General features: G+C 38.5%; 15 protein-coding genes. 8 read left to right on the forward strand and 7 right to left on the reverse strand.

The features are described 5' to 3' along the window. Positions 1-106: 106 nt before the first annotated feature. Positions 107-358, forward strand: a complete 252-nt coding sequence (locus BK575_RS03160) for a hypothetical protein (RefSeq protein WP_078408871.1) — start codon at positions 107-109, stop codon at positions 356-358. Next, positions 351-2,303: an insertion element protein gene (locus BK575_RS03165; RefSeq protein WP_078408872.1), complete on the forward strand. Its 1,953-nt coding sequence runs from the start codon at positions 351-353 to the stop codon at positions 2,301-2,303. The genes BK575_RS03160 and BK575_RS03165 overlap by 8 nt, the downstream gene beginning before the upstream one ends. 262 nt (positions 2,304-2,565) lie before the next feature. Here the strand turns inward: BK575_RS03165 and BK575_RS03170 are convergent, their stop codons facing one another. Beyond that, positions 2,566-2,985 (reverse strand): MarR family winged helix-turn-helix transcriptional regulator, encoded by a 420-nt coding sequence (locus tag BK575_RS03170; protein WP_078408873.1) that lies wholly within the window; start codon positions 2,983-2,985, stop codon positions 2,566-2,568. 104 nt (positions 2,986-3,089) lie between these two features. On the opposite strand from BK575_RS03170, the gene BK575_RS03175 reads away from it, so the two are divergent. After that, a complete protein-coding gene (locus BK575_RS03175; protein WP_078408874.1) occupies positions 3,090-4,076 on the forward strand; it encodes a YhdH/YhfP family quinone oxidoreductase in 987 nt (328 codons plus the stop codon). Between the two features lie 560 nt (positions 4,077-4,636). Here BK575_RS03175 and BK575_RS03180 read toward each other — a convergent pair. After that, the gene (locus tag BK575_RS03180; protein ID WP_078408875.1) at positions 4,637-5,980 is read right to left on the reverse strand and encodes a GntT/GntP/DsdX family permease; all 1,344 of its coding nucleotides are present in this window, start codon (positions 5,978-5,980) and stop codon (positions 4,637-4,639) included. Positions 5,981-6,263: 283 nt separating this feature from the next. Here BK575_RS03180 and BK575_RS03185 point away from each other — a divergent pair, with 283 nt between their 5' ends. Then, positions 6,264-7,106, forward strand: a complete 843-nt coding sequence (locus BK575_RS03185) for a MurR/RpiR family transcriptional regulator (RefSeq protein WP_078408876.1) — start codon at positions 6,264-6,266, stop codon at positions 7,104-7,106. 75 nt (positions 7,107-7,181) lie between these two features. Here BK575_RS03185 and BK575_RS03190 read toward each other — a convergent pair whose 3' ends face one another. Next, positions 7,182-8,738, reverse strand: coding sequence for an ABC-F family ATP-binding cassette domain-containing protein (locus BK575_RS03190; RefSeq protein ID WP_078408877.1), 1,557 nt, complete (start codon positions 8,736-8,738; stop codon positions 7,182-7,184). A gap of 421 nt (positions 8,739-9,159) precedes the next feature. After that, a complete protein-coding gene (locus tag BK575_RS03195; protein ID WP_078408878.1) occupies positions 9,160-10,671 on the reverse strand; it encodes a glycine betaine uptake BCCT transporter in 1,512 nt (503 codons plus the stop codon). A 303-nt stretch (positions 10,672-10,974) separates the two neighbouring features. Here BK575_RS03195 and BK575_RS03200 point away from each other — a divergent pair, with 303 nt between their 5' ends. From BK575_RS03200 to BK575_RS03215, 4 genes are all read left to right on the forward strand, one after another. Further along, positions 10,975-12,822, forward strand: coding sequence for a cation:proton antiporter (locus tag BK575_RS03200; RefSeq protein WP_204524851.1), 1,848 nt, complete (start codon positions 10,975-10,977; stop codon positions 12,820-12,822). A 394-nt stretch (positions 12,823-13,216) separates the two neighbouring features. After that, positions 13,217-13,957, forward strand: coding sequence for a cell wall-active antibiotics response protein LiaF (gene liaF, locus BK575_RS03205; protein ID WP_078408879.1), 741 nt, complete (start codon positions 13,217-13,219; stop codon positions 13,955-13,957). After that, positions 13,954-15,000, forward strand: a complete 1,047-nt coding sequence (locus BK575_RS03210; protein WP_078408880.1) for a sensor histidine kinase — start codon at positions 13,954-13,956, stop codon at positions 14,998-15,000. Before liaF ends, BK575_RS03210 begins: the two co-directional genes overlap by 4 nt. Further along, positions 14,993-15,625, forward strand: a complete 633-nt coding sequence (locus BK575_RS03215) for a response regulator transcription factor (protein WP_078408881.1) — start codon at positions 14,993-14,995, stop codon at positions 15,623-15,625. Before BK575_RS03210 ends, BK575_RS03215 begins: the two co-directional genes overlap by 8 nt. Before the next feature lie 617 nt (positions 15,626-16,242). Here BK575_RS03215 and BK575_RS03220 read toward each other — a convergent pair. The 3 genes from BK575_RS03220 to BK575_RS03230 are packed head-to-tail and all read right to left on the reverse strand — an operon-like array spanning position 16,243 to position 17,583. Further along, the gene (locus BK575_RS03220; RefSeq protein WP_078408882.1) at positions 16,243-16,770 is read right to left on the reverse strand and encodes a permease; all 528 of its coding nucleotides are present in this window, start codon (positions 16,768-16,770) and stop codon (positions 16,243-16,245) included. Beyond that, on the reverse strand, positions 16,767-17,249 hold the full coding sequence (locus BK575_RS03225) for a hypothetical protein (protein ID WP_078408883.1): 483 nt from the start codon (positions 17,247-17,249) through the stop codon (positions 16,767-16,769). Before BK575_RS03225 ends, BK575_RS03220 begins: the two co-directional genes overlap by 4 nt. Further along, positions 17,242-17,583 carry a PadR family transcriptional regulator gene (locus BK575_RS03230; protein WP_078408884.1) on the reverse strand — a complete coding sequence of 114 codons (342 nt, stop codon included), beginning with the start codon at positions 17,581-17,583 and terminating at the stop codon, positions 17,242-17,244. Before BK575_RS03230 ends, BK575_RS03225 begins: the two co-directional genes overlap by 8 nt. Between the last annotated feature and the right edge of the window lie 81 nt (positions 17,584-17,664).

Below are 17,664 nucleotides of genomic sequence, written 5' to 3' on the forward strand. Positions count from 1 at the left end.
ACAATATCTACTGTCAACAATCTGAAATGTATGCTAAAAATGGTGTTATTTTTTAACTAAAGTGCTTGTTAAAATGGATGTTAAAAATCGTTGAGGTGATATAAAGATGAAATTTATTAAACCTAAGAATAACAACTCCGATAATGTAGATTGGCTGATTTCTGAACGTGTAAGAGCAATAGTTAATTATTATTCTGAATATACGGAGTACACAGAAAGCGAAGTAGTAGATAAAATACTAATCAATTTACTAGACGACGAAGATTTTATCGAGTGGATAAAAAATAAGCGAAACAACAAACGGATTATCAAACAACTTGAAATCGAGGATTTAGTGAAGGAGGATGCAATTGGTTAAGTTAAAGCGTTTAGCTGATAAAGATGAAAACTCTGTTATCATCCATCCCCCTTTATCTGATGAAGAGATTGCTGCTAGAATTAAGAATTATGATACTCTCACCCCAAAACAATTCGGCACTAAATATAGGGAGTTGCTGTTTAGACCAGTTGAGCTTGAATTGAATGGTCAAACTCACCAACTCCAGTTTAACCATTGTGTAAATCCCTATTGTAAGTGGTATGGATTGCCTCAAAAAAAGTTTGACATTAAAGGGAAACCGAGTAGGTACAAGTTAGCTACTTCTGGTGGTGAAAAATCGTTAATATGTAACCCAGACCCACTAAAGAAAATGGGTGCTGTGTTAGAAACTCGGACTTTAACTATTTCGGATTGGGCTGTTGCAGAAGAAATTAAAAGACTGGTTCGTATTGAAACAGTAAAAGACATAGAGCCAGAATATGAGTTTCATAAAGATGGATGTTCGAATTCTGACTTAACCCCATTCAATGAACCAAAGGCTTTTTACAAAAGAGGAAAAAGCAAATCAAATTCACAACGATACCAATGTAAGGAATGCAATAAATTCACTAATGTACTTCCAAATCAAAGGCAATCTACAACTTACCATCAAAAGAGAAATGATGTTATGCCAATGTTCGCCAAGCTACTTCTCAACCGAACCCCTGTAACTAGAACTTGTGAAATCCTTGGCATCGGAAGGGGCACTTATTATGACAAATTAGAGATACTTTACCGCAGGTGTTTAGAATTTTTAGAGAAACACGAAACTCGCCCATTAAAAAATATTGAGTTTGATGAGATGTGGTTAAACAGTGATAGAATGATATATCATCTAAACAATGTGCGTAAGAAAGGACAAGGTGGTTCTCAATTTAATGGAATTGAAGAACTCCAACTCCCCACCAGTGTTATCATCACTTCCGATGTCTTTTCTCGATATGTATTCAGAAGTGATGTAGCATATGATTGGGATATATCGCTAAGTGATGTGGAACGGGATACTCGGCTGTTTAAAGAAGACCATTTAAGTGAATTTGCGAAGAGGAACGCTAGGTTCGGGGAATATTCTTTTTTTCCTCAACCTCCTTCAAAAATGGATACACAATCACAATCGGAATACTATCAGGAACTCCGTAAATTCGAGCGTAGAGAAAAGTACATTGATGGTTTACACGTTCACGCCGCCTATACTAACTTTGCTCATTTTTGGCTGATAAAACAGCTTGTAAATGCTTCAGAATGGCGTTTTGTAACAGATGATGACAAATCCTTAATCAATTCAATCAATCGCGTGTTTTCCAAGGAAATTCGCCTTACCGACGGTCATCATTTTTTATGTCAAACGGATAAAACTAAATCTCGCAAAATGGCATATGAGGAGTTCAAACAAGCAAAACAGGATTTACTCGAATGGGGAGATTTAAATGAGGTAGGAACAAACTCTTTGCGAAAATTAGCTTACTTATATCTTAAAGAACTATTTGAAACCCATACATTCCATAAGGAAGTCAGTGATGGTTCAGGCAGCCATAATGAGTATGCTGATAACCCAATTGAACACCCACTTGCATCAATTGATAGAGGATTTCGGTCAGTTGATTGCACAACAGACCTAACTTCCCTTGAACCAAGAGAAGTTGCAAAACTAATCGTGAATGTTAACGATAATGCAACCAATTCATTTATTCAGCACATCAGAAGAAGGTTATCTATATTGGAAAGACCTCTGACTAAGGCTCGTGGAGATGGAAAAAGTTATATTTATTCAAACTTTAATCCTAAATATGCTCAAATGGCATTGACTATACTAAGGACTTACCACAACTTTTGCTTACCTTTCAAAACTAAGGAAGGTAAAAACTCAACCGTCAAAACTCCCGCACAGCGATTAGGTATAACAGACAAAGAATTTTCTTTGGAAAATATTATATATCTAAGATAGTTCACTTGAAGAAAGTGGACTATCTTTTTGAAGGTAAATGGAAATTTTATGTTAAAATAAATATATAAGAACTGAATGAGCTTGTTCAACGAGTAGTTTAGTTTAACAACGTGATGACATCAAACGGACTTAAAAAACGTCTCAACCCCGTCAAAATAAAATGGTGAGGTTGAGATATTAATTTATTTTTAACTCTCTCAATATTTTATCCATTGGTAAGAAGAAAGAATTTTATTGTATTTGGTTATATCATTATGAAGAATTAAAAATCAGCATTTATTATGGTTTCTAATGCTTTTTTTAGTTCGTCTTTTTCAATATCTGATAAGTTTTGAAGAACCTTATTATTTAAGGTAATTGTTGCAGATTCAACTTTCTCTCTAATTTCATGAGATTTTGGAGTAGCAGTTACTAAAACATTCCTACGATTTTTTGGGTCTACCGAACGTTCTATCAAATCAGCTTTTTGCATTTTGTCTAATATCCCTGATACAGTAGGGGCTTCCAAATATACCATTTCTCCAATTTGTTTAGGAGATAATTGTCCTTCTTTCCACAAACAATTCAACACACCATATTGAGCTGGTGTTACTCCGTAGTCCTCTAGAAGCTTGCTAAAATATTTAAAAACTTTATTCTGACTTACGCTTAGTAAAAAATTCATACAATCTTTTAATTCCATATTATCTCCTCCATTTGACAATACCTATAATATCATGTTAGTTTTTGTTATGAAATACTTTTGGTGCAAAAATGTTTTGGTTCAAAGCAAAGGAGAGGATAATTATGAATTCATTTAAGGCGATTGTTGTAAAAGAAAACCAGGAACAAGTAAATTTTGGATTAGAGAATGTTAATCTTGACAGTCTTTCTGACGGTGAGGTTTTAATTAAGGTGGCATATTCTTCAATAAACTATAAGGATATGCTGGCTGTTCAAAAAAATGGAGGCGTTATTCGGAATTATCCAATGATTCCTGGAATTGATTTAAGTGGAACTATTGTTCATACATCGGATAATCGCTACACAGAAGGACAGGAAGTTGTTGTTACAGGCTTTGATATGGGGATGAGCCATACAGGAGGGTTTGCAGAATATGCTAGAGTTCCCGCAGATTGGATTGTTCCGTTACCAGTTAACTTAACCCTTAAAGATGCGATGGTTTTTGGAACAGCAGGATTTACAGCAGCACTTTCCATCATAGCTCTAGAAGAGAAAGGTATGGATATAAATAACAATCCAAGGATATTAGTCACTGGTTCAACTGGTGGAGTAGGTAGTATTGCTATCCAAATTCTAGCTAAAATTGGCTACAAAAATATCTCTGCATTGGTTAGAAAAAAACATCAGGAAGAGGTAGCAAAATCTTTAGGAGCAACCAATGTTGTTTTTGCAAGTGAGTTAGGAGAACAAAATAAGCCACTTAATAAACAAAAGTTTGACTTTGTCTTAGATACTGTTGGTGGGGAAGTTGCTTCTGTATTAATTCCTCAAATTTCTTATGGTGGAAGTATGAGTATGTGTGGAAATGCAGGTGGTATAAAACTAACATCAACAGTTTTGCCATTTATACTTAGAGGGATTAACCTTTTAGGAATTGATTCAGTAAATGTACCAATTAATAACCGTGGTTATATTTGGGAGAAAATAGCTGATGAATGGAATATTTCTCAAACTACTCTAATAAATGAGCTTACACTAAACGAATTACCACAAACAATTGAAACGATTAAAAATGGTCAGCATTTAGGAAGAACAATTATAAAATATTAAAAACCAGTTAATTTTCCGAAGATAAGTAACTATTTGGTAGACTTATCGCAATAAAAAGAACTGGATTTATTGGATTTATTTGCAGTTCTTTTTATTAGTTAACAAATTGAACAGTAGTAGTGCTCACCAGTTTTAATATTAATATTAATGTTATCTATATCCAACTAATGGGGCAGTATTCCTGTAATAAATGAAGTGTAAATATATAGAAGTTTGTGAACAAATCTACTTAAACTATCGGGTAGCGTTAGTTTAAGTAGATGACATTTAAAATCATAGGAAAAGGAGCTTGATTATCCAAGTTCCTTTTTATTGTGTTATTTTTACTGTTAATTTATATGTCATTTCTAGTGTTAGTTCCTAACCATTTAAGGGTCTATTTCCATTGTTTTTTAGTGTTTTGTACTCCAAAACCGAACCCGTTATGTTTTTTAACCGTGCCGTTTTTTAGTAAGTATCTATTATTCCAAACATTTCCGTTGTCATTTCGCAATGCTGTTATATTCATCGTTAAGCTTTCGAGGGAGGTACCTTTCTAATCGATTGCGCTTTTCATTGTTTCACATGATAAACAAGCTGATCACAAAGACAACGATAAATCCGACAAGGGAAATTAATGTTTCCATAACCGTCCATGAACGAAGGGTATCTTTTACATCCAAACCGAAGTAGCGGTTTACGAGCCAGAAACCGGAATCGTTTACGTGAGAAGCGATTGTAGCACCGGCTGCAATGGAAATAACGATTAATCCTAAAATAGGTCCTTCTAATCCAAGCGTTGTGATAAGCGGCGAAATTAAACCGGCTGCCGTTACCATCGCTACGGTTGCCGATCCCTGGGCAACACGGACGATACTTGCAATCAAGAAAGCGAGAACGATTGGAGGAAGCGGCGAAGCGGCCATCATGTCTCCTAATACTTTTCCGACTCCTGAATCAATCAATACTTGCTTGAAGACACCGCCTGCACCTGTTACGAGAATAATGATACCGGCAGGCTCAAGTGCTTTGTTTGCAATAACCTGTACATCTTGTCGTGAATATCCGCGTTTCGTTCCCAAAAAGTAGAATACTAATAAAGTAGCGATAATCAATGCGACAAACGGATGTCCAAGGAAGGTGAAGACTGTACGCAATCCGTTTCCTTCGGGCAAGACCACTCCTGAAATCGTATTCAAAAGAATAAGCACAAGCGGAACAAGAATGATGCTGGCAATAAGACCGAAGCTAGGAAGGTCTCTATTTTCTTCTCTTTCTTCAATATTCATATAATCTGGTACAGTAACATGGATTTTCTTTGAAATGTATTTTGCGAATAGCGGTCCTGCGATAATCATGGACGGAATACCGGCAAGAGTACCGAATAAAATGACCCATCCCAGATCTGCACCAATTAAATCAGCTACTGCAATCGGTCCCGGAGTCGGAGGGATGAAGCTGTGTGTGACAGCAAGCCCTGCCAAGAGCGGAATTCCGTAGTATAGTAAGGAACGTCCTGTTTTCTTTGCCAATCCGTAAACAATCGGTACTAAAATGATAAAGCCTACATCGAAAAATACAGGGATAGCAACAAGGAAACCAGTAAAGCCCAATGCCCATTGGGCTTTATCTTCTCCGAATTTTTTAATTAACGTTTGTGCAAGACGTTCAGCACCTCCTGAAACTTCAAGCATCTGACCAAACATGGCACCCAACCCGACGACAACGGCGACGAATCCGAGTGTACCGCCCATGCCGGTTTGCATCGATTCAATGACGCCGTTTAGCGGCATGCCCGTGGCAATTCCGACGAGTAAGCTTACAAGAAGCAGGGCGACAAAAGCATGAAGCTTTGTACGAATCACTAAAAATAGCAATAGAAAAATCCCTGCTAGTGCGACTAAAATGAGTGTTGAACCTGACATTGTTTTTCCCCCTTATTTCTTTTCTATATTTTAATCTTTCCCCAGCACGCCGGAGAGTCATTCCTATGCACCTAAATATGTATCGCTTGAAGGTCATGGGTGTTTGGTAAGTATCTGATACATAAGCTAGATGGAATTTTTCTGTCGAAGAAAATATTTTCTTGCTACGTTCATTATACAAAAAAATTTTTTCTTTGCAATCGCTTTCAAGAAAATATTTTTCTTTTTGTGAAATTTCGTTATACTTATATTCAAAGAGATTTCGAGGGGAGATGAAAGGGGAATGGAACAGCCTCAGCATGGTTTGACGAGAATTCAATCTTATTATCCGGATTTGAGCGAAACAGAAAAAAGAATTGCTGATTATATTCTTCAATTTCCGGAAAAGATGATGTATCAATCCATTACACAAGTGGCAGAGGATATAGGGGTTGCGACTTCTACTGTATTTCGCTTTTGTAAACGGATGGGGTTTAAAGGATATCAAACGATGAAATTAGCGATTGCCGCTGAAATTGCGTCACCCATTCGGGAAATGGTAGAAGAAAAAATCCAAGAACAGGATCAGGAAAGGGCCATAACGGAAAAAATTTTCAATACAAGTATCCGGACATTTAAGGATACGATTCAAATGATGGATTTTTCAACGTTGAAAAAAGCGGTCAATCTCATATTGGCTGCCGAACGTATCGAATTTTACGGAATAGGTGCTTCTGGTATTGTCGCTCTTGACGCCCACCATAAATTCATCGGATCCGGCCTTTCGACGGTTGCCTATACAGATCCTTATTTGCAGGTGAGGGCGGCTTCCCAGTTAACCGATAAAGATGCGGCTGTCATTATCTCGACAGATGGAACAGGTGAAGATGTCACGCGTCTGTTGGAAACGGTTAAAGAAACGGGGGCTAAAATTATTGCCATTACAAGCTTTAAAAGGTCGCCGCTCAGCCAAAAAGCAGACCTTGTACTGAACACTGTTTCAAGCGACAGAGAGCTGCGGACAGACGATACGTTTTCTCGAATTGTGCAGTTAAGCTTGATTGATTCTTTGTACATGAATGTCATAAATGCCAAAAAAGCAACAGGCACAAACGCAATCGAGAAAATTAAAAATTTTTTCCAATAACGAATAAGAAGTTGACCTAAAAGACATATACTATGCTCTTTAGGTCAACTTCTTTTACATGACGTTTTCAATATTTTATATTAATTTTGTTGTCCAAGACTCACAATTCCAAATATCGGTCACAACATCATGGTAGAATTCAGGTTCATGGGAGATTAAAAGAACGCTTCCTTTGTAGGCTTTTAGCGCCCGTTTTAACTCGTCTTTCGCATCTACATCTAGATGGTTGGTCGGCTCGTCCAGTACAAGGATATTGGTTTCACGGTTGATTAATTTACATAAGCGTACTTTCGCTTTCTCTCCCCCAGATAAGACTGCAATTTTACTCTCTATGTGCTTTGTGGTGAGTCCGCATCTAGCTAACGCCGCACGTATCTCGGCTTGGTTTAAATGAGGGAACTCGTTCCAAACTTCATCAATGCAAGTGTTTTGATTCGATGTTTTAATTTCTTGTTCGAAATACCCTACTTCTTGATAATCTCCGCGTTCGACAATTCCTGAGATTGGTTTGATTTCACCTAAAATACTTCTTAAAAGTGTCGTTTTTCCAATTCCGTTTGCTCCAACCAAGGCAATTTTTTGCCCTCTTTCCATCTTTAAATTAAGTGGTTTGGAAAGAGGTGTATCATAGCCAATGACTAAATCTTTCGTTTCGAAAATCAATTTTCCTGATGTTCGACCTTCTTTAAAGTCGAATTGCGGTTTCGGCTTTTCTTGTGCTAATTCGATGATTTCCATTTTATCCAGCTTCTTTTGTCGAGACATCGCCATGTTTCGCGTCGCCACTCTTGCTTTATTTCGATTTACAAAGTCTTGAAGCTGCTCTATTTCAGCTTGTTGACGCTTGTAAGCTGCCTCCAACTGCTGTTTTTTTACTTCATAAATTTGAAGGAAGTTGTCATAATTCCCTACGTAACGGTTTAATTCTTGATTTTCGATGTGATAAATCAAGTTTACTACGTCATTTAAGAATGGAATATCATGCGAAATGAGGATAAACGCATTTTCATATTCCTGTAAATATCGTTTAAGCCATACGATATGTTGTTCATCTAAATAGTTGGTTGGCTCATCGAGAAGAAGGATATCGGGCTTTTCCAGTAATAGTTTTGCAAGCAAAATTTTCGTTCTTTGTCCGCCGCTCAAGTCGGTTACATCCCGGTCTAAACCAATATCAGTTATCCCTAAGCCACGAGCTGTTTCATCTACTTTCGCATCTATGATATAAAAATCATTATTTGTTAATATATCTTGCAGCGTTCCGACTTCTTCGAGAAGTTTTTCCATCTCTTCGGGAGTTACATCTGCCATTTTGGCATAAATCTCATTAATTTCATTTTCAAGATCAAAAAGGTATTGAAAAGCGCTGTTTAAAACATCGCGAATAGTCATTCCTTTTTCCAAGACGGCATGTTGATCCAAATAACCTACACGAACTTTTTTTGACCATTCGATTTTTCCTTGATCGGGAACCAATTTACCTGTGATGATGTTCATGAAACTTGATTTTCCTTCTCCATTAGCTCCCACGAGAGCAACGTGTTCTCCTTTTAGCAAACGGAAGGAAACGTTATTTAAAATCTCACGGTCACCATAACCGTGCGATAAATTGCTAACTGTTAATATACTCATGGTGGACCACCTTATACCTTTCGTCTATTTGTTCAAATTAATCCTCAATCCATTATAAAGTAATCATTTGAAGTTTTGTACAAGAAAACTATGGTTGGCAAACTTAAAGGCCCAGTTTCTTTCATTTATCTATTCTTTTTGATATTTTACCCATAGCCAAAAGTATGTGTGAAATGTATGGGAACACCAAAGGGAGAATTATTCATATAACAATTTTAGAGAATGATCTGTTCGTATAATTTTTCGCTTGTTTAAATACGTAGATGCGTTTTTTTACTATGGTGATAGTTATAAAAAATAAAACGGAAAGAAGAGGATGTCCCGTAAGTCCCTGCTGTTCAAGAAAGCCCCGTCATGGAAATCCTTCATCTAATTGGATTTCCATGACGGGGCCCTCTAGAAGTCCACTTCTTCTTTGTACTTATGCAATGTTTTTAGTATGCTTTTTTTTCGGCTTTTGTTTTACTTCTTGCCTGAAAGCCTTCAATAGGCTGTAAGCCATAAAGAGGAGAAAGACACCTAAAGGCAAGGCGCTGACGATAATGGTAGCCTGCATTCCTTGGAGACCGCCCGATCTCATCAAGATAATCGCAATAGCTGCCAAAATAATGCCCCAAGTGAATTTGACAGGGAAAGATGGATTCAAGTTTCCATTCGTCGTTTGCATTCCTAAAACGAATGTAGCTGAGTCTGCTGACGTCACAAAGAAAGTGAAAATAAGAACAAGAGATATAACCGTTAATAAACCGCCGAATGGAAGCTGGTTATAAATGAAAAACAAGGACGTTTCAAAACTTTGTTTCGCGACATCCAACCCTTGAACAAAGTCATAATAAATCCCTGTACCGCCGAATACACCAAACCAAAGAGTACAGACGAGTGTTGGAACAATGACGACAGCCATGATAAATTCGCGTACGGTCCGCCCTTTTGATACACGAGCGATGAATGTGCCGACAAATGGCGTCCAGGAAATCCACCATGCCCAGTAAAAAATGGTCCAGTCTTTAACCCATTGATTATTCTCAGCGTTAAAAGGGGCAAAGCGCAATCCCATGCTTGGAAGGTTCTGAACGTAACTGCCAAAAGTGGTCAAGAACGTTTCCAACACAAACTGAGTAGGGCCGAGTAATAAAAATGAGAAAAACAATACAACCGCCAAAATCATATTGGCATTACTTAAATACTTAATACCTTTTGATACGCCAGTTCCAGCTGAAAGAATGAACACGGCTGTTGTAATGAGAATGATGATGAATTGAATGGAGAAATTGATTGGCAGTCCAAATAAATAGTTCAATCCACTGTTTATTTGAGCGGACCCTAATCCTAATGAAGCGGCAACACCGAAAATAGTTGCAAATACGGCGATTACATCAATTGTATAACCGATAGGCCCCTTCACTTTTTCTCCTAAAAGCGGATATAATGTGGCACTCATAAGTCCGGGTAAGTTTTTGCGGAATTTATAATAGGCGAGCGCTAATGCGACAACGGCATAAATGGCCCAGGCGTGAAAGCCCCAGTGTAAGTAGGTGTAACGCAGCCCCATTTTAGCGGATTCAACCGTCTGGCTGTCTCCGAATGGAGGGTTAGCATAGTGAGAAACGGGTTCAGATACTCCGTAAAAGAGTAGGCCAATGCCCATTCCGGCGCTGAATAACATGGCAAACCAGGTAGGCGTACTAAATTCCGGTTTATCTTCGTCCTTACCGAGTTTAATCTTCCCATAGCGGCTAAATGCAAGAATGAGAGCGAAAATAAAAAAGAATGTGACGGAGAATTGGTAGAACCAGCCGAATTGATCCAGTAAAGTTCCTTGTAATTCAGTCATGGTTTTAATGAGGTTTTGCGGTGCTGCCCATCCCCAGGCAACAAATAAAATAGAGATAGAAAGTGCGATCCAAAAAACAGGTGTTATACTTTTCTTCATGATTTCCTCCTTTATCTATAAATAGCAAATCTATACCATTGTAACATAATATCTATTTCCCTGCTTTCCGCTCGGATAAACCTACATTTTCTTTACATTTAGGTTATATGTTTTCTTTCGTTTGATTCCAAAGGAAAAAGGGAAAACAGTGGTATTGTTTGGTTGGAAAATAAGAGAAGAAAACAGAAATGTAGAAATCAGCCAATCATAGTTTGGGCGATTTTGAGGAATAGAATAGATAAGGAGAGTTCATCTCCGCAATTTCTCAGTGTTTGTCTAAAAGTATATAAGCTAAAGGTGGGAATGAGACTGGATTCACTATTATTTCAATTAATGTTAATCGGAGTCCTTGGGATTGGTTCACAATGGCTTGCGTGGCGTTTTCGTTTGCCGGCAATTGTCATTATGTCCATAGTCGGGTTGCTGGCGGGGCCGTTTCTTGGGATGCTCCATCCGCAAGAAGGATTTGGAGAATTATTTAAACCTATTATTTCAATGGCTGTTGCCATCATTTTATTTGAAGGAAGCTTAAATTTGGATTTCCGTGAAGTGCGCGGGCTGGAACGCCCCGTTTTTCGGATCATAACCATTGGGGCGTTCCTTGCCTGGATTCTGGGTTCGCTTGCTGCCCATTATGTAGCTGGTCTTTCATGGGCTGTCGCATTTGTCATCGGGGGATTATTTATTGTGACAGGTCCGACTGTTATTCTCCCGCTTTTGCGCCAGGCAAAATTAAAGCCGAGGCCGGCCGCCATTTTAAAATGGGAAGGGATTGTGGTAGACCCATTTGGAGCACTGCTCGCTATTTTTGCTTTTGAAATTATTAAATTTTTTGTATTGGAAAAAGCGACAATCGGCTCTCTTCTTTTCTTTTTTATCGCATCCTTTTTGGCTGTCATTTTAGGGTGGATATGCGGTCGGGGAATAGGATGGATGTTTGAACGGGGGCATATTCCGGAATTCTTAAAATCTCCCGTTGTATTTGCGGTCGTCATCGGATGTTTTACGATTTCAGATGAAATTGCCCATGAAACAGGGCTGTTGGCTGTTACGGCGATGGGGATGACCATTGCTAATATGCGTATTGCTTCCATCAACGATATGCGCCATTTTAAAGAGAACATTTCCGTTTTACTTATCTCAGCCATTTTCGTTATGTTGACGGCTTCGCTATCAGTAGAAACGTTATTAACGATTTTTGACTGGAGAATTATCCTGTTCGTGCTGCTCATGCTTTTGGTTGTCCGGCCGTTATCGATTTGGATTTCCACCATTGGCACAGATTTATCGGTTCAAGAAAAAACGCTGATCGGCTGGATTGCTCCTAGGGGAATTGTCGCTTTAACCGTTTCAAGTTATTTTTCAGGGGTTCTGCAAGAGTCGGGGTTTGAAGATGCCCAAGTGCTGACATCCCTTACGTTTGCTCTTGTCTTTGCGACCGTTTGTGCACATGGTTTTTCTCTTGGATGGCTGGCAAAAACGCTGGATTTATCCATTGGAACAAATCCTGGTGTACTCATTGTAGGCGGCAGCCCTTTCAGCACAGGGCTGGCTAAAACATTGAAGCAGCTCGATATCCCTGTTATGATTGTTGATTCATCATGGTATCGTCTTGCCCAAGCACGAAGAGAAGGCATTGCCTCTTATCGGGGAGAAATTTTAGCAGAGCAAACGGAGTATCATTTAGAGATGACTCCTTATGAATATTTGATAGCGGCTACTCCTGTTGATTCCTACAATGCGCTTGTTTGTGCAGCGTTCATTCCTGAGTTTGGAAGAAACAATACGTTTCAACTCAGCCTTCATCATAGACAGGGCGATGATTTAGAAGAGATTGGTCCTGGCATTGGAGGGAGAATTTTATTTAGAGAGGGTCTATCATGGGAAGAATTGAGCGATAAGGTGGAAAGCGGATATGTATTCCGCAAGACGAATATTACGGAACAATACACCTATGACCAATATTTGCATGATCGCGATAATCGTGTAGTACTGCTCTTTATTATCAAATCTTCCGGTCACTTGGAGTTCTTTACATCGGAAGGAAAATTACAAGGCGAAGCGGGAGATACGGTAGTGAGCCTGACCGCCCCGGTAAAGGAAGTACAGAAGATACAGGAAAAGCTGGAGGAAGAGGAACGGCAAAAATAAATCCATTGAAGTTCATAAAAGAGAGGGGATCTTACTGCCCGTTATAGGGCGCAGGTCTTAGAAAGAATTAAAGCTTGCGCTCGTTATAAACCTTTGAATATTCAGGTAAGATAAAGGAAACTTCCATCCGTGGGGATAGGGGAACGCCTGTATTTTAGGATAAAGGCATAAAGGGAAAGAAAACAGATTCTCCTCCTTAAGATAAACGTGATATTCTAAAAGAGGCAGTTTGAAAAGGAATGATTGTAAATATTGTGGGATATTTTCAACTAATGAATGGATAGTAAAATCCCTTGTAAATAAAGAGATGATAGATAGGCTGGAGAGCGTTCTTCAATCAGGTCACTTGAGTTTAAAAGTGATATGAAAATGTTAGTGGAAGGGAGGAGACGGTATGTTGGATAGGGTGAAAACAGATTATGTAAGCTGGATTCTTTTAATCGGCGTTATTCTGTTGCTGCTGGAAATTTCCTTTTTTAATTCAGGGCTCATTTTCTCCCTTCTTATATCGATTGGCTTCATATATTTTGGACGGAAGCGATTACCGCGCAGGTCCGGGAAGCTTTTGGTTTGGTTTGGAGCAATAGCTTTTTTCATTAATATTCTAAGCATGATGACATTCAAGTTTTTTTTATTGGCTATTCTTGTCCACCTTGTCATTCAATTTATCCAATCGAAGAAAAATCCTGTGTCCATTCAGCCCGTCATAAGAGAACAGACAGAAAGTGAGATCGGTGATGGAGAACAGCTGCTGAAGAAAACCCCTCTATTTGAAAATCGACTTATGGGTCGTCAGCAGACTCCTGAACATGTTTATGAATGGAACGATGTGAACATTCAGGCGGGTATTGGTGATACGGTCATTGATTTAAGCTATACCGTGCTTCCTAAAGGGGAAGCGATTATTTTTATCCGAAATTTGGTTGGAAATATTCAAATTCTTGTGCCGTACGAGGTGGAGGTCAGTGTCCATCATTCCACTTGGATGGGGACGGCTAAAATTTTAAATGTCCACCATGCAAAAGTGATAAACGAAGTACTTCAATTCCAAACGCCTCATTATGACACGGACGCACAAAAAGTCAAAATTGTGACGTCTATGATTGTGGGTGACTTAGAGGTGAAGCGCATATGAATACGTTGCAGCGCCAAGTTCTTATATGTGCCGGGTTGTCTCTAGTCACTTTTTTGACGGTTTCAGGTATTTCTTTCATTATGTTTCCATTAGAGAATTGGGGATTGCTGTGGGAGCAGGAAATCATGGATGTGCCGTTTATCATCTTTGTGCCAAGTATCTGTATCGTCATTGGGGTGATAGTTGGAGCGGTCTCTGGCTTTTTATGGCGTAAACAACTCCGTTCGGTTGCGGACGGGCTGCAAGACTTGGAACAGGGCCGGCAAATTGAGGTGCCTGAGGCTTTGGCGTTTGAAGAAATGAAGATTATTTGGGAGAAAGCCGGAAAAATTCAAAAACAAATCACAGAACAAGCGAAACTGTCTCAAAAGCTTGCAACGGAAAAAGCGGAAGACCAGGAAAAACGTATTCAAGAAATTGTGTCACAGGAACGCAATCGACTGGCGAGGGAGCTGCATGATTCTGTGAGCCAGCAATTATTTGCAGCTTCTATGCTTATGTCGGCCATTAATGAAGGAAAGCCGCTTTCTGATGACCGCGAAACGAAGCAGTTAAAAATGGTGGAAGAAATGATCCATCAATCCCAGCTTGAGATGCGCGCTTTATTGCTTCATTTACGTCCTGTTGCACTGAAAGGGAAATCCCTTCAGGAAGGAATGCAGGAATTGCTGGTCGAATTATCACAAAAAGTGCCGATGAACATTAAATGGAAAATTGAACCGCTGCCTTTGGATAAGGGAATTGAAGATCATTTATTCCGTATTCTGCAAGAGTCCGTTTCTAATACGCTTCGACATTCGAAAGCCACATCGCTGGAAGTTTTGCTGATTAAGCGGGATGACCTTCTCATTTTGCGGGTGGTGGATGACGGGGTCGGTTTCGATGTCGAGACAACAAAAGCAGGTTCATACGGCTTGCAAAATATGTATGAACGAGCGGTTGAAATCGGCGGCACAATGAAAATGGTCAGTGTGAAAAATAAAGGAACACGTCTTGAGGTCAAAGTACCGATGGTGTCTTTAGAGGGTGAAGAAGATGATTAAAGTGTTGTTTGTTGATGATCATGAAATGGTAAGGATCGGTGTGTCTTCCTATTTATCCGCCCAGCCTGACATTGAAGTAATAGGAGAGGCGGAAGATGGAACCGAAGCGGTCGGAATGGCCCTGGAGCTTCGCCCGGATATCATTTTAATGGATTTGGTAATGAAACGAATGGATGGGATTGAGGCGACGAGGAAAATCATTGAAAGCTGGCCGGAGGCAAAGATCATTATTGTCACCAGCTTTTTGGATGATGAGAAAGTATATCCCGCACTGGAGGCGGGCGCAACAAGCTATATGCTGAAAACATCAAAAGCGAGTGAAATTGCGAATGCGGTTAGAGCAACATATCATGGACAATCTGTGCTGGAGCCGGAAGTAACAGGGAAAATGATGATGAAAATGCGTAAAGGAAACGTCCAGCTTCCTCATGAACAGCTGACCGCACGCGAGATGGAGATTTTACTGCTGATGGCGCAAGGGAAGACCAATCAGGAAATTGCGGATGAATTGTTTATCGCTTTAAAAACGGTGAAAACACATGTCAGTAATATTTTAAGTAAACTCGAAGTGCAAGATCGAACACAAGCGGTCATTTATGCCTTTAAGCACGAGTTGGTGAAGTAAGAAGACTGACTGGAAGGCAGAACATTTAACCAGACTATAATTAGAAGAGGATACTATGTCTAATATAAGGGCATATATCCTCTTTTTTCATACATATGGGAATGCATAATCATATATTGAAAGTATGGTCTAATGTGTATTTAATAATAAAAAACGTATGTTTGTTAGTTAAGGGACGTAGCCTGCAGAAGGAGGTAAAGAAGGATCTTGTTATTCAACAAACGGACCATATAATGGAACAAAATCTTTAAAGAAAATTGGATATTTATTTTGAATATAGATGAGATTGTGAAAGATTTTACTATCAGAGCAGGTTATTTAATAAGGGAATTAAAAAGAGGATATAGTACATACCGTATCCTCTAATCTTTTGTTGCATACAGTAGTCCGTTGTAGGTGCAGCATTAACAGAAAATGATGTTATTCATGAGTAATTCTGGAGCCAAGGCCAGCAGCGACAAGCGAATACTCTCAAGATTTTTTCAACTGATTTCCCTCGTTATTTCTCAAGTATTTTTCCGTAAAAAGTCCGGCTCCTAATGGAGTATTATCAATTTAAAAGCTACAGCTACAAAATAATCTGGAATTGAGGGGCTTAAAGACTTATTGATCTAAATCTATACTTCCTTAGTTATATCATACTTTAACAACTTTTGTTGGTCATAAATTTTTTCAAAAAGAATTCCTGTTAAATAGTAAAACACGAGGCCAAAACAAATGTGAATAAGTGTAAATGCAGTACCAAACGAAGTGAATTCATATACTAGAACTGGCAATTTTACTGTTGACCAAGCGCCTAAGAAAAACACTATATAGCGGACACTGGCTCCTTTTTTCAATAAAAGTACTGCAATTGGAAAGGCTATATAAAGAGGGCCTGCAGCTACTGTTGCTAATAATAAGGTGAAGAAGACACCATATATACCTGATTTTTCACCCATATATCGAATGAGTGATTCTTTCTTTACCCATTGATCCAATAATCCCACTAATATGAATATAGGAGGAAGTAGGAATAACATATCCAAAATACTTTTACCAGTTAACTGAACTGTTTTCATAGCAATAGCTTGATCCGTAAGTGCAATAAGAAAAAGCCCTAATAATAAAATGAAAAAGAACTGATATCTTTTTAGTTTTGTCATGTCATCACCACCCAAATAATCAATGCAAATAGAAGAGACATTATTATGGCAGATATATTTCGTGCATAAGCAAAACTTCGTCCAAAAGTTTTTTGTTCCATAGATAAAGTTGCAAGTCCTACAGACATTAATGTCGACATTAATACTGCTACTTGTGGAAGAGCAGCACCATTTTGAACTAATGTATGCCCGAGAGGAAAGACGATAAAGCTTGGAACTAAAGCAATTGAGCCAATGATTGTTGAATAAATGATGCCTAGTAAGCCAGAATTTTCGCCAATAATTGAAGAAATAAGGGACGGTGTCAATAAAGATAATGCTAGCCCAACAAAAAGCATAATAGCTAATAAATCCGGTAAAACATTGCGAAACATTTTCCATGAACTTAATAAGGCTACCTTTGTTTTATGTTTGTCTTTTATGAAGGAAATACCCAAATAAATAGTGGCTATAGTATAGAGAATAATTCCATTAATCATTATTTTGAACCTTCCATTCTTTATATCTTTCTTGGAAAAACGATAAATTTTTAATTTTTTCTTCAATATCTATTTGAAAATCTTCTAATTTTCTTTTTCCAACTGTAGTGATTCTGTACATCCTTATCGGTTTATCTCGATGAGATGTATCCAGATAAGACTCAACAGCACCTTCTTCCTCTAACTTTTTTAGTGTGCGATATAATATGGCACTATCAATTGGATTGATGGGAAGCTCTTCCTCACATCTTTGCAGAAGTTTCCCTCCATAGTTATCTCCCTCTGTTAAAAACAGCAAAAGAAATGCACCTGTATGTCTCCCTGTATGTTTCATGAAATATATAACCTCCTAATTTTAATGTAAAAATTTTTTTCGGTAACATAATACTGTTAATAACAGTATGCTGTCGTAAAC

The sequence above is a fragment of the Priestia abyssalis genome, from assembly GCF_002019595.1.
Classification (GTDB): domain Bacteria; phylum Bacillota; class Bacilli; order Bacillales; family Bacillaceae_H; genus Bacillus_BA; species Bacillus_BA abyssalis.

Bases quoted from the DNA above. Each gene is read 5' to 3' on its own strand.
- BK575_RS03160 (WP_078408871.1), top strand. From the start codon at position 107: ATGAAATTTATTAAACCTAAGAATAACAACTCCGATAATGTAGATTGG.
- BK575_RS03170 (WP_078408873.1), bottom strand. From the start codon at position 2,985: ATGGAATTAAAAGATTGTATGAATTTTTTACTAAGCGTAAGTCAGAAT.
- BK575_RS03175 (WP_078408874.1), top strand. From the start codon at position 3,090: ATGAATTCATTTAAGGCGATTGTTGTAAAAGAAAACCAGGAACAAGTA.
- BK575_RS03180 (WP_078408875.1), bottom strand. From the start codon at position 5,980: ATGTCAGGTTCAACACTCATTTTAGTCGCACTAGCAGGGATTTTTCTA.
- BK575_RS03185 (WP_078408876.1), top strand. From the start codon at position 6,264: ATGGAACAGCCTCAGCATGGTTTGACGAGAATTCAATCTTATTATCCG.
- BK575_RS03190 (WP_078408877.1), bottom strand. From the start codon at position 8,738: ATGAGTATATTAACAGTTAGCAATTTATCGCACGGTTATGGTGACCGT.
- BK575_RS03195 (WP_078408878.1), bottom strand. From the start codon at position 10,671: ATGAAGAAAAGTATAACACCTGTTTTTTGGATCGCACTTTCTATCTCT.
- BK575_RS03200 (WP_204524851.1), top strand. From the start codon at position 10,975: ATGAGACTGGATTCACTATTATTTCAATTAATGTTAATCGGAGTCCTT.
- liaF (WP_078408879.1), top strand. From the start codon at position 13,217: ATGTTGGATAGGGTGAAAACAGATTATGTAAGCTGGATTCTTTTAATC.
- BK575_RS03210 (WP_078408880.1), top strand. From the start codon at position 13,954: ATGAATACGTTGCAGCGCCAAGTTCTTATATGTGCCGGGTTGTCTCTA.
- BK575_RS03215 (WP_078408881.1), top strand. From the start codon at position 14,993: ATGATTAAAGTGTTGTTTGTTGATGATCATGAAATGGTAAGGATCGGT.
- BK575_RS03220 (WP_078408882.1), bottom strand. From the start codon at position 16,770: ATGACAAAACTAAAAAGATATCAGTTCTTTTTCATTTTATTATTAGGG.
- BK575_RS03225 (WP_078408883.1), bottom strand. From the start codon at position 17,249: ATGATTAATGGAATTATTCTCTATACTATAGCCACTATTTATTTGGGT.
- BK575_RS03230 (WP_078408884.1), bottom strand. From the start codon at position 17,583: ATGAAACATACAGGGAGACATACAGGTGCATTTCTTTTGCTGTTTTTA.